At 67.5% G+C, this 13,049-nt stretch carries 8 protein-coding genes; 2 read left to right on the top strand and 6 right to left on the bottom strand.

Annotated features, from left to right (window positions below):
• Window positions 1–98: 98 nt before the first annotated feature.
• Window positions 99–773 carry a Vgb family protein gene (locus AC1DGW_RS08530; RefSeq protein ID WP_478021623.1) on the bottom strand — a complete coding sequence of 225 codons (675 nt, stop codon included), beginning with the start codon at window positions 771–773 and terminating at the stop codon, window positions 99–101.
• Window positions 774–820: 47 nt separating this feature from the next.
• The gene (locus AC1DGW_RS08525; RefSeq protein ID WP_478021621.1) at window positions 821–2,041 is read right to left on the bottom strand and encodes a helix-turn-helix domain-containing protein; all 1,221 of its coding nucleotides are present in this window, start codon (window positions 2,039–2,041) and stop codon (window positions 821–823) included.
• Between the two features lie 162 nt (window positions 2,042–2,203).
• On the opposite strand from AC1DGW_RS08525, the gene ppa reads away from it, so the two are divergent.
• Entirely contained in the window at window positions 2,204–2,740 is a 537-nt protein-coding gene (gene ppa / locus AC1DGW_RS08520; protein WP_478021619.1) for an inorganic diphosphatase, read from the top strand.
• Between the two features lie 161 nt (window positions 2,741–2,901).
• Window positions 2,902–4,017: an HDOD domain-containing protein gene (locus tag AC1DGW_RS08515; RefSeq protein ID WP_478021615.1), complete on the top strand. Its 1,116-nt coding sequence runs from the start codon at window positions 2,902–2,904 to the stop codon at window positions 4,015–4,017.
• Between the two features lie 374 nt (window positions 4,018–4,391).
• On the opposite strand, the gene AC1DGW_RS08510 is transcribed toward AC1DGW_RS08515, so the two are convergent.
• The 4 genes from AC1DGW_RS08510 to thiC form a co-directional block, all read right to left on the bottom strand.
• Window positions 4,392–7,250, bottom strand: a complete 2,859-nt coding sequence (locus AC1DGW_RS08510; RefSeq protein ID WP_478021611.1) for a TonB-dependent receptor — start codon at window positions 7,248–7,250, stop codon at window positions 4,392–4,394.
• A gap of 45 nt (window positions 7,251–7,295) precedes the next feature.
• The gene (locus AC1DGW_RS08505) at window positions 7,296–8,198 is read right to left on the bottom strand and encodes a helix-turn-helix transcriptional regulator (protein WP_478021607.1); all 903 of its coding nucleotides are present in this window, start codon (window positions 8,196–8,198) and stop codon (window positions 7,296–7,298) included.
• 112 nt (window positions 8,199–8,310) lie between these two features.
• Window positions 8,311–10,638, bottom strand: coding sequence for a winged helix-turn-helix transcriptional regulator (locus AC1DGW_RS08500; protein ID WP_478022212.1), 2,328 nt, complete (start codon window positions 10,636–10,638; stop codon window positions 8,311–8,313).
• 495 nt (window positions 10,639–11,133) lie between these two features.
• Window positions 11,134–13,011, bottom strand: coding sequence for a phosphomethylpyrimidine synthase ThiC (gene thiC, locus AC1DGW_RS08495; protein WP_478021605.1), 1,878 nt, complete (start codon window positions 13,009–13,011; stop codon window positions 11,134–11,136).
• Window positions 13,012–13,049 lie beyond the last annotated feature (38 nt).

Genomic DNA, 13,049 nt, shown 5'->3' with positions numbered 1-13,049 from the left:
CCCTGCCCCGCACCGGCGCAAGGGCGTCCAACGAGCGGCCCGCCTGGGCCCGCGGGCTGCCCACCCATGCGGGAGAGCAGCCATGCTGCGCGCCGCGTTCAACGTGCGCGAGGACGCTTCACCGCATGCACCCGGCCATTGCGGCCGCCACCGCAGTAGAACAGCTCGCCGCCATCGGCCTCCAGGCCGCTGACGCTGATTCCCGCCGGCATCTGCAGCCGCTCCAGCACCGCACCGGTTTCCGGGTCGATACGGCGGATGTCGCTCTCCTCGCCTTCGCCGGTGGCATGCCACAGCTCGCCATCCACCCACGTCACGCCGGTGACGAAACGGTCCGATTCGATGGTGCGCAGGATGGCGCCATCGGCCGGGTCGATCTGGTGGATCCGGCGCTGCCGGTACTGCCCCACCCACAGGCTGCCCTCGGCCCAGGCCATGCCGGAATCGGCACCGGCGCCGGGCGCGGGAATCGAGGACAGCACCTCGCCGCTGCGCGGATCGATCCTGTCGATGCGCGCTTCGGCGATCTGGTAGAGGTGGGTGCCGTCGAAGGCGGTGCCGGCGTCGCAGGCCAGCGCCAGCGTGCGGACCGGCGCGCCATCGCGCGGGTCGAAGGCCACCAGCGCCGCGCCGGTGGCCGCCCATACGTTGCGACCGTCGAAGCTGACGCCGTGGATGCAATCCGAACCGGCGAACGGGCCGTAGTCGCGCACCACCTCGGCCGGGCGCACCTGCGTCGTGGTCTTTTCGGGGGCAAGGGTTCCAGTGTTCATCGCTGCAGTCTCCTGGCATGTCCGGGATTCGGTGCCTGCCGACGACACTAGTCAACCGGCAGCGCGGCAGGGAGTAACAAGATCGTCGTGAATCCGCCCGCGGGCAGCGACCACCAGCGCTGCGCCCGCCCGCGTCCGCTCGAACGCACGCGCCCGGTGGCCTCCAGCTCCACCAGGGCGCGCTGCACGTTGCGCTGGCTGCCGCCCAGCGCCAGGGCCAGCGCCGAAGTGGACCAGCCCGCGCCGTCGGCAAGCAGCGCCGCGAGCGCAGCCTGCTCGCCCTCGAAGGGCGGCGCCAGCACCCTCACCGTCTCCGCCATGCGCGGCGCGAGCCGGAAGCCGCCCGGCGTCGCCTCGATGCCCGCCTGCGCGGCGATCAGGGCGCGCAGGCGGCCGATCTCCACCCGCAGCCGCACACGCAGGCTGTCGTCGCAGTGGCGCATGCCGAACACGCGGCCGATCAGCGCATCGCGCTCGACATCGGCGGGCCAGGCTTCGGCCAGCGCGCGGACCAGGGCGAACAGCACCGGGCGCCTGGCCAGCGACTGCCAGCGCTCCCCCAGCCGCAGGCCACGGCGGCATGCATCCACGATCAAGCCGCCGGAGTCCAGCAGATCGCGTACCTGCCCGATGTGCAGCGGCGTGTCGACGCCGCCACCGAGGCAGCGCGCGGCGGGTTGGTCGAGCTCTGCGCTGGCGGCGTCGACTTCCGCCTGCAGGGCCGCGATGCCCGCGTTGCGCGCAGCCATGCGTGCGGCATCGAGCGCGGCGCGGGCCTCGGCGACCTGCAGCGAGCGCAGCGCCAGCGCCGCGGCGGTCAACCCGGCCATGGCCGCCAGCGCCGGCGGCATTCGCTGGCCGTGGAGGCGGGCCAGCGCATCGGCCGCCTGCGGCAGCTTGCCGAGCAGCAGCCAGCGGCGCGCCAGGATCAACCAGGCCTGCAACGCGTTGCCATGGTCGCCGCGCGACTCCAGCTGCGTCGCGACGGCCAGCAGCGGCTCCGGCGAACCACCAAGTTCGCGCATCGCCAGCGCCACCTCCGCATCGGCCAGCGCACAGCGCGCGCGCGACAGCACCTCGTGCGCCCCGAATCCGCGCTGGGCCCTGCGCAGCAGTTCGCGGGCGCGGGCCAGCTCGCCGAGCCGGGCCATGGCGATGCCGCGCAGGGCCAGCGCCGCCGGGTCCTCGCGCAGCGCGACGTGGTTGAGTGCCGCCAGGACATCACCCGTGGCCAGGGCCCGCGCGGACGCGGCGATCAGCGAATCCATCGCCGCAGGCTACCCGCCTGCTCCCGTACGTGCATGCGAAGGAGCGTACGGAGCGCATCGCCGGCTGCGGCCCCGCTACTTCCGGCCGGCCCTTTGGTGCGCCGCACCAGCGGCCGGCGTAGAATGGCGGCCTTCTGTCAAACGTACGATTCGGAGCAGCGCATGGGTCTGGAACTCGTTTCCGCGGGCAAGAACCCCCCGGAAGAAATCAACGTCATCATCGAGATTCCGAAGGATTCGGAACCGGTGAAGTACGAAGTGGACAAGGAATCGGGCGCGATCTTCGTCGACCGCATCCTCTCCACGCCGATGCGCTACCCCTGCAACTACGGCTACGTCCCCAACACCTTGGGCGGCGACGGCGACCCGGCCGACGTGCTGGTGGTGCTGCCGCTGCCGCTGGTGCCCGGTTCGGTGGTGCGCTGCCGCCCGGTCGGCGTGCTGAAGATGACCGACGAGGCCGGCAGCGACGAGAAGATCCTGGCCGTGCCGGTGTCCAAGATCTTCAGCGGCTACGGCCACGTGGAAGACATCGCCCAGGTATCCAGCCACTGGCTGGAGCGCATCGGCCACTTCTTCGAGCACTACAAGGACCTGGAAAAGGGCAAGTGGGTCAAGATCGAGGGCTGGGGCGACGCCGCCGAAGCCAAGCGCATCCTGGTCGAGGCCCAGCAGAGCTTCGCCGCCAAGCAGGATTGAATTGCGCCGGCGGCGGCCCCCGGGGCCCTGCCGCCGCCAGCGACGACGATCACGTTTCATCCGCGCGGGGCATGACCTCGGCGGGGTGTTCCGCTACATTGGCAGGCCGGTTTACCGGCCTGTTCCAGTCGCGGCCGGACGGTTCCATTGGGGGAAATGTCGTGCGTATCCTGCTAGTCGGTGACGAAGCCAGCCTGTCGGCCGATCTCCTCGAGTACATCACCGACCTGGGCGAGGACTGGCAGGTCCAGACCGCCCCGGACGGCAATGCCGCCATCGCCACGGTGGCGTCCAGCACGATCGACGCGGTCATCGTCGCCCCGGTCCTGCCCGACCTCACCCCCGCCACCCTGCTCGGCCAGATCCGGACCCTGCGCCCGGAGACGATCCGCATCGCGCTGATCGACGCCGCGCAGAGCCAGCGCGCGCCCGCGGCCCGCATCATCGGCGTGGCGCACCGCTTCCTGCCGCTGCCGCTGTCGCCGGAAGTGCTGCTCGAGGCGCTGACCAGCCTGGAGGAACTGCGCGACCTGCTGGACAGCCCGCGCCTGCGTGCCGCCATCGGCCGCATCGAAAAGCTGCCCTCGCCGCCGCACCTCTACCTGAGCCTGATGCACGCGCTGGAAGAGGACGAGAACAGCGACGCCAACGACATCGCCAAACTGGTGTCGGCCGACCCGGCCATCGCCGCCAAGGTGCTGCAGCTGTCCAACTCCGCCTTCTTCAACAGCGGCCGCGCGATTTCCGACCTGCGCGGCGCGGTGACCCGGCTGGGCCTGTCCACCCTGCGCGACCTGGTGCTCGCCAGCGAAGTGTTCTCGGTGCCGTCGGTCTCCCCCACCGAGCGCAACGCACTGCAGGCGCGCGCCCTGGCCGCCTCGCGCCTGGCCGCGAAGATGCTGCCGTCCTCCAGCGCCGAGCTCGGCTCGACCGCGGCGCTGCTGGCCGACATCGGCCTGCTGCTGCCCGGCGTGCGCGACGAGCGCGAGCCCGCGGCCGAAGGCGACGAACGCCCGGGCCATGCCGAGGCCGGCGCCTACCTGCTGGGCCTGTGGGGCCTGCCGATGCCGATCATCGAAGCGGTCGCCTTCCACCTGCAGCCGCAGCGCTCGAACGTGCGCAGCTTCTGGGTCACCGGCGCGGTGCACGTGGCCACGGCCCTGGCCAGCGGCAGCCAGGTGGACGAGCAGTACCTGGAACGCACCGCGGTGCTGCCGCGGCTCGACGGCTGGCGCGAGATGGCCAACGATCTCGCCGGGCTGGCCGCCACCGCCTAGGCGGCGCCCAGCGCATGCCCTCCGCAACGGCCGCATTCGATGCGGCCGTTTTTTTTGCGCTCTGAAACACTCGGCAACGGCGGAAGCAGGGGCTTGGCCTGCCCGGCATGCAAGCCTCGACAGGATGGCCCATGCGGGGCGAGCCCCGTATCTACGGTTCCACGTGCTTCTGCAGGAACGGGAAGAAAAAAGGCGACCCTTGCTGCACCCGGGACCGGAAGCAGGTGCCGGCTCCCGGCACGCAAGCTCCGACAGGAGGAGGCCCATGCTGAGCGAGCCCCCGTGTCCACGGCTCCAGGTGCCTGCAGGAGCGAAAAGAAGAAGGGCGGGCCTTGCGGCCCGCCCTTCGTCATGCTGCACAGAACTTCGATGGATCAGAAGCGCTGGGTGTACTTCATGTAGATGAAGCGACCGATGTCGAAGCCGCCGTAGTAGGCGAAGTCGCTGTTCGGTGCCGAGTACTGCAGCGCACCGCGGTGGTTGAACACGTTGTTCGCACCGACGGCGATGGTGGCATCCCACGGCGCCTTCCAGTTGACCTGCAGGTCGTGGAAGGTGTTCGAGCCGGTCTTGCGCAGCGGATCATCCTCGCCATTGGCGATGTGGTCCGGAGCGTTGCACCAGAACGAATCCAGGTCGATGCAGCTTTCCTTCATGCCGGAGTAGTAACGCGCGGTGTAGTTGACACCGAAGTCACCGTAGGTCCAGTTCACGCCCACGTTCGAACGCAGGCGGAAGATACCCGCGGTACCGACGTTGCCAATGGTGATGTTCTCACCGGTGGAGTTCTGGCCGGCTTCGTCGTACTTGGCGGTATAGGTGGTCTGCCAGTCGATGCTGAACTGACCGATCGCCAGTTCCGGCAGGCGGTACTTGATGCCCAGGTCGTAGCCTTCGGTCTCCATCTGGCCCAGGTTGGCCAGACCGTAGAACATCTTGCTGATGTGGCCGTCGGCTTCGCGCACGATGCCTTCGCAGCGGGCGCTGTTGCCCAGGGTGTAGCAGTCGCGCAGGATGCGGTCGACGCTGTCCTGGATGATCATGTCCTTGATCTGGTAGTTGTACCAGTCAAGCGAGATGTCCAGGCCCTGCACCCAGCGCGGGCTCCACACCAGACCGGCGGTCTTGCTCTTGGAGGTTTCCGGCTTCAGGTTCGGGTTGGAACCGTTGATGAACTGGTCCGGGGTCGCGCACGGATAGGTCGAGCACGGCACCAGGCCCTGGCCGACCTGGACATAGCCCAGCGGCACGCCAGCGGCGTTACAGGCGGCATTGCCGTTCACGCTGGCCGGAGCGCCCACGCCGCACGGATCGATGTACTTCTCGAAGCTCGAGCCGGTACCGCCGTACATGTTGTCGATCGTCGGGGCGCGGAAGCCTTCAGCGTAGGTACCGCGCACCAGCAGGTCGTCGGTCGGACGCCAGGTGATGCCGAACTTGCTGTTGGTGGTGCCGCCGAAGTTGCTGTAGTCCGAGTAACGGCTGGCAACGTTCACGGTCAGTTCCTTGGCGAAGGCCATGTCGGCCAGCACCGGAACATTCAGCTCCAGGTACACCTCGTCCAGGCTGTATTCGCCACTGGTCGTGCTCGACGCCAGGCCGGTGTACTCACCCGACTGCGCGAACGCGTCCGGAACGTAGCGGCCTTCTTCCTTGCGGTGTTCCACGCCGACGGCGAAGCCCAGGTCGCCCGCCGGCAGGGTCACGATCGAACCGCTCAGGTCGGCGGTGAACGAGGTGGTCTTGCTCACGCCGGTGGTGGTGAAGATCGGGAACAGGAAGTTGCGCAGTTCCTGGCTGTCCAGCGAGCCCGGACCGGCGACACCGGCTGGCAGCAGCGGATTCCATGCATAGCAGCCGTCGATCGGATCAGCGGCCGTACCACAACGGGCAACACCGTTGGCATCGATGAACGACGGGCCGAGTGCCTGGCGCGCGGCGATCAGGCTCATGTCGCCATAGTTGGTCTTGGTGACTTCGTTGCGGTTCCACAGCGCGCCGACGTTCCAGTCGAAGCTCTTGTCGGCAAACTCGAAGAAACCGCTGATCGACGGCGCGAAACGCAGCGTCTTCAGCTTGCTCTCGGTGGTGCGCGGCACTTCCCACAGACGGCGGCGGAACTCGATGTCCTGGCCGATCGGGTTGAATGCGCTGTCGGCCGACAGCGGGGTGCCGAACGACTGCGACTGGTACGGGTAACCGGCGATCTGCTGGTCGGTGGTGCGGTCGTTGTACAGCAGGTCGGCGTTGAACGTCACCGAATCGGTGAAGTCGTAGTTGCCATTGATATACACCGACTTACGCTCGATGCCGGTCTGCAGCATCATCTGCTGGTTGGCGTTGGCGTATTCGGCCGGCGTCAGCTGGTGATAGTCATTCGGGTTGTTCGGGTTGCCGCCCGGGTTGAGCGTCTGCCAGATCGGGGTCGGCTTGCCCTTGGCCGGCTTGCAGTCGCCGAAGACGCGCGGGTCGCACCACACGCTGTTCGGGCCGACCGGGCTCCAGTCTTCATTGGTGGTGTTCGGACCCAGGCCGCCGTCGCGCGAGAACCAGCGGTCCTTGGCCCACACCGGATCCTGCTTGGAGTATTCGGCCGACAGGGTCACGCCACCGCGCTCGCCTTCGGCGCCGAGGGTGAAGGAGTACTGGTCGGTCTTGCCGTCGCCTTCGCTGAACTGGCCGACATAGGCGCTGGCTTCGGCGCCGTCGAAACGCTTGCGGGTGATCACGTTCACCACACCGGCGATGGCGTCGGAACCGTAGATGGCCGAAGCGCCGTCCTTCAGGATCTCGATGCGCTCGATCGCCGACATCGGGATCTGGCTCAGGTCCTGGTAGCCGCCGCTGGTGGCGCCCAGGCGCTTGCCGTTCATCAGCACCAGGGTGCGGGTCGCGCCGAGGTTGCGGATGTCGATGTAGTAGCCGCCCACGTTCTCGCCCGAGGCCAGGGCTTCGGAACGGGAGATCGCCGGGGAACCGGCCGAGGTCAGGTTCTGCAGCACGTCGGCGACCGAGGTGAAGCCCTGCTTCTCCAGGTTCTCACGGCTCAGCGTCATGATCGGCTGCTGGGTTTCCATGTTCGCGCCACGGATGCGCGAGCCGGTCACTTCCAGACGATCCAGGGTGGTGGCGCCAGCGGCGGCATCCTGCGCGGAAGCGAAGGCAGGCGTCAGCGCAATCGCGATGCCGGCCGGGAGCAGGCCCAGCCGCACTGCGGGAGTACGAAAATTCATCAATCTCTCCGGTTACGTTAGTGGTGCGTTAAACACCCCTGAACGTTACGTTTGTACCGAAGTGATGGGTTTGCGCGAACCAGTCGCAGACTTTGCCGATTGTGGCGAAAGAAGGGCGGGGGTTTCACGGTAGCGCGTGGCCGACATGCCGAACCGCGCGCGGAAGGCGCGCGCGAAACTGCAGCAGTTGTCGAAGCCGCTGGCCGAAGCGACCTCGCCGATCATCATGTCGGTATCGCGCAGCAGCATCGCGGCCCGCTCCAGGCGCAGGCGCGCGGACAACGACTGTGGGCTTTCCTCGTACAGGCTCTGGAAGGTCTTGGACAGGTACCAGCTGGAGAAGTTGGTCAGTTCAGCGAGCTCGCCGATGCGCACAACGCGGTGGCTGTTGCCTTCCAGGTACATGCGCGCGCGCTGCATGCGCCCGAACACCTGGCGCTTGCGGATGCGCGAGCGCCCCGGGCAGCGCTGCACACCGTCGGAGAAGTCCCGCTGCAGCGAAGCCACGTGCAGCAGCAATGGCCGCAGGACATGGGAGCCGGGCCCCTTGGCCTGCGCTTCACGCCACAGGTGCAATGCCGTTCGCGCCTCGGTCCGGCTCATGAGGCCATGACCGGCATAAAGCGCACTGTCGGCCAGGTCGCCCAGCGTGCGCAGCGCCCCGGCATCCAGGGCCACGCCGATGCAGAGCCCATCGCGGCTGGCCTGGATCAAGGGCCGCGACTCCTTTTCGAACGCGATCCACTCGCGCTGCCTCAGGCGGAAGCGGCCTTCCTTGGATTCCACCCAGGCGCTGCCGCGCAGCTGCATCCAGACGGTGAACACCGTCCCCGAGGTCTGCAGGCTGCCCAGCCGGGCGACACCTACGCAATTGGGACGCGGACCGTCCTCCGGCTGCTTCTCGAACGAAACCGACTGACCGCGATCGACCCAGGCCACCTGTCGCATGACTCACCATCATTTGCCTTCAATGGCCGATGGTTTTGCCAATTCTGGCCGCAGGCGTCAGGAAGTTCCCACGATAACCTCACGAATTCTTCCGGAACGCCGGACGAAGAAATCACGAATCCGGTTTTCCCAATGCCGGCAACCACTTGAGGACACCAAGCAGGGGCCGCGATGCGGTTTCCGGCACCGGCATGATCCCGATATCAGTGCCGTCCGCCACTGCCAGCGCCACGTAGATGGCGCTGCCGTCGGGCGACATGCTGAATCCATTGGTCGCGCTCGCCGCATCGGCTTCCAGGCAGCGAGGCGCCTGCGACTGGTCGAGCCGGCTCATCTGCACGGAGCAGCCAGCCTCCTGGTGCAGATAGGTCACCCTGCCGTCATTGCCCACGGCCCAGGTGCGGAAACGCCACCGGCTCGGCACCTCTCCACTGAGCTCGCGGAGACTGGCCGGCAACAGGTCGGCATCGGCCGACCACAGGCCGCCTTCCGCCAGCCGGGTGAACAGCACCCGCTGCGTCCGGCCGTCGTAGCGCACCTGCGACGCACCGGGCACCTGGGCAAGGCGCCGCCAGTTGCCGCCGCTGCGATCGAACAACGACAAGGTGACCGGGCCTTCCCCCTCCCGCCCGATCACGAAGAGCAGGTTGGACGTGGGGCCATATATCGCCTGCAACGGCTCGGAAACGGGAATCGGCAGCCGCTTCCATTGTCCCTGCTCCGGCGCCACCTCATAGATGCCCGGCTGCCCGGCATCATCGCGCCCGCTGACCAGCACCTGCTGGCTGTCGGCCGACCAGTCCGGCGATTGCCGCGCCTCGGGGCGCAGGCCTTCCACCAGATGCAGGGAGTCAGGCTGTCCCAGGCGCGCCCACCACAACGCGAACGCCCCGGAGCGGCTCGAGCTGAAAACCAGTTGCTGCCCATCGGGCGCGATCATCGGCTGCGCATCGCGCCCCGACGATGCGAACAGCCGCTCCTTGCGCTCCGGATGATCGAGCGGGATCCGGAACAGGCCGAACTGCGGCGCACGATGCACGAAGGCGAGCAGCTTGCCCATGCCGGCCACGTTCGGGCTCTGCGCGTCGTCCACTCCCAGGTCCTTCAGCAGGCCCGATCGCAGATCCACCTGGTACAGCCTGGATTCGCTATCCACCCGCCGCCCGAACACGATGGTGTTCTCCCCCAGCCATCCCCAGCCACGTATTTCCGCACTGCCGCCGGTGACGCGGCGGGCAGCGCCGCCGCTCGCCGCCATCACCCACACGCTGCCCATCTGCGGGTTGCGCGTGAATCCGAGCTGGCGCCCATCGGGCGAATAACGCGGCGCGTAGTCGAAATCGCCCTCGCCTCTTTCGTAGTCCAGCGCCGTCCAGCGTCCCGTCGCCAGATCCAGCGTACGGATGCCGGGCGCTTGGTGGCTGCCGGTCATCGAGCCGAACACCAATCCGCGCCCATCCGGCGTCCAGTTGAAGCTCAGCATCTCCGCACCATCGCAGACAGTGGCGCGGCGGGCGCTGCCGCCGGTGGCGCCGATCACCAGCACCTCGCAACTGCCATCGACACGGAAACGCGCGAACGCGATCTCGCGCCCATCCGGCGACCAGGCGGGGAACCGGTCCATGGCCTCCGCAGGCGCCTCCACCAGCGTTGCCGAAGTCGCACTGCCGGTGCTCTGCACCTTGAGCGTCGAGCCGCCATCGCTTTCGTCGGCAAAGGCGACCAGCGCGCCATCCGGCGACAGCGCAGGAAACGTCCCGAACCCCTGCCTGGCGGTGATCAGGCGATAAGGGCGCTCCGGACTGCCGATCACGCCGGTACCATCGGCCGTCGCCGCGTCCAGCGCGCTTTCCTTCACCGGGCTGTGCCACAGCAACCAGGCCATCGTCACTGAACTGCACAGCAGCAACAGTCCCACCGCCAGCAGCAGCCTGCGCCGCGCCTGGCGCCAGAATCCGCCGTTCTTCCGCTGGCCGGGGAGATCCGCGGCCACCTGCGCGGCAGGCATCGGCGCGGCTGGACTGGACGCAGGCCCGTCCACCTCCGCCGTTTCGCTGGTCTCCGGGACCTGTTCTTCCTCTGTTCCCCATGTCACGGGAGCCAGCAGGCGATAGCCTGTCTTGGCGATCGTCTCGATGTATTCCTGCCCTTCCGGGAACACGCCGCCGGCGGAGAAGGCCTTGCGCAGCTGTGTGACCGCCTGGGTCAGCACATCGTTGGTGGGAAGAGTGTCGGGCCACACCTGCGCGAACAGTTCATCGCGGGTAATCACACTGCCCGCGCCTCGGGCCAGCACCAGCAACACGCCGATCGCCTTGGGCGTGAGCCGCGCGGGACGACGTGCGCCGGGTGCATGCACCTCGCGCGATGGCAGGACGATCAGGCAATCGCCGATATGCAGGCGATCAGTGAGGAGGAGGCCGCTGTCGATGGTTTCCATGCCGGTCAGGGAATGAAACGCTGGAGGGCATCGTCCTGAGCCCGCCCCCTGGAGGCGCCGCCACCAGTGAACCGCCAAACTCCGCAAGTGGCGTCAACGCAATGAGCAAATGTTTCAAGGCGCGCGGATATTAGCCTATGCACGTTACCTGTATAGCCATGCGGGTCGACATCAGGCTCTCTCTCGCCGACGCAATCCATATAATCCGCTTCAGAATTCGCGCCCCAGGGCGCGATTTTTTTATCTACCGTTCATCCTGCGACAGCTCTGGCGAAGCGGTGCACGCAGCGCGAAGCCCTTTGAATGCTGGTACGCAGGCCCATGGACGCTTTGCCGCAACGCAGTGCGGATGCCGTCACTTCAACAAGCTGAAGAAAACCTAAAGGGCCGGTCAAACAGCACAGCTGCCTGGCGCCTGCCGAAGCGTGCGCACCATCCGCCCGCCGCCAGCCAGACGGCGCGGAGCGAACGCTCACTCCGCGCATTCATCCAGCGTCACTCCACGCGATACACCTCGGCGCCCTGCGCGCGGAATTCGGCCGACTTCGCGGCCATGCCCATCTCCAGCGCGGCGGCTTCGTCGATGCCCTGCCCGGCCGCGTAGTCGCGCACGTCCTGGGTGATCTTCATCGAACAGAAGTGCGGGCCGCACATCGAGCAGAAGTGGGCGAGCTTGTGCGCGTCCTTCGGCAGGGTCGCATCGTGGAATTCCCTGGCCTTCTCCGGATCCAGGCCGAGGTGGAACTGGTCTTCCCAGCGGAACTCGAAGCGCGCCTTGCTCAATGCGTTGTCGCGCACCTGCGCACCGGGATGGCCCTTGGCCAGGTCGGCCGCATGCGCGGCGATCCTGTAGGCCATGATGCCGTCACGCACGTCCTGGCGGTTGGGCAGCCCCAGGTGTTCCTTCGGCGTCACGTAGCAGAGCATGGCCGTACCGTACCAGCCGATCATCGCCGCGCCGATGGCACTGGTGATGTGGTCGTAGCCGGGCGCGATGTCGGTGGTCAGCGGCCCCAGCGTGTAGAACGGCGCCTCGCCGCATTCGCGCAACTGCTTGTCCATGTTCTCCCTGATCAGCTGCATCGGCACATGGCCGGGACCTTCGATCATGGTCTGCACGTCGTGCTTCCACGCGATCTTCGTCAGCTCGCCCAGCGTCTCCAGCTCGCCGAACTGCGCGGCGTCGTTGGCGTCGGCGATGCAGCCCGGGCGCAGCCCGTCGCCCAGCGAGAAGGCCACGTCGTAGGCCTTCATGATTTCGCAGATGTCCTCGAAGTGGGTGTAGAGGAAGTTCTCCCTGTGGTGCGCCAGGCACCACTTGGCCATGATCGAGCCGCCGCGCGAGACGATGCCGGTGACCCGCCTGGCGGTCAGCGGCACATAGCGCAGCAGCACGCCTGCGTGGATCGTGAAGTAGTCCACGCCCTGCTCGGCCTGCTCGATCAATGTGTCGCGGAAGATTTCCCAGGTGAGCGCCTCGGCGCGGCCATCCACTTTTTCCAGTGCCTGGTAGATCGGCACGGTACCGATCGGCACCGGCGAGTTGCGGATGATCCACTCGCGGGTTTCGTGGATGTGCCTGCCTGTCGAAAGATCCATGACGGTATCGCCACCCCAGCGGATCGCCCATACCAGCTTCTCCACTTCCTCGGCGATGCCCGAGGACACCGCGCTGTTGCCGATGTTGGCGTTGATCTTGGTGAGGAAGTTGCGGCCGATGATCATCGGCTCGCTTTCCGGGTGGTTGATGTTGTTGGGCAACACCGCACGGCCACGCGCGATCTCATCGCGCACGAACTCCGGCGTGATGATCTTCGGGATGGACGCACCGAACGCCTCGCCCGGGTGCTGCTGCAGCAAGTCCGTATCGCGGATTTCCTCCAGCCGCTGGTTCTCGCGGATGGCGACGAACTCCATTTCCGGCGTGATGATGCCGCGCCGCGCGTAGTGCATCTGGGTGACGTTGGCGCCGGCGCGTGCGCGGAGTGGCAGGCTGCGCGCGGGGAAGCGCACCGCGTCGAGCTTCGGGTCGTGTTCGCGGTCGCGGCCGAACGAAGAACTGGGGCCGTCGAGCTGCCCGGTGTCGCCGCGCTCCTCCACCCAGCCGCGGCGCAGTGCCGGCAGGCCGGCGGACAGGTCGATGTGCACGCCCGGATCGGTGTACGGGCCCGAGGTGTCGTAGACGGTAACCGGTGCATTCTCTTCGCCGCCGAACAGCGTCGGCGTGCGGGTCAGCGCGATCTCGCGCATCGGCACCTGCAGATCCGGGCGCGAGCCGGGCACATGGATCTTGCGCGAACCGGGAATCGGCCGGGTCACGGATCCGGAGAGTTGCTGCGCCTGCTGCTGCAGGGCGGAAAGCGGTGCGTTCATCGGGCGTCGTCCTGTTGGAGGCCCGCGCGGATGCACGG

Source organism: Stenotrophomonas sp. 05N423, assembly GCF_056397145.1.
Note: the sequence above shows the minus strand (reverse complement) of the source record. Positions and strands in the feature narration are given on the sequence as shown.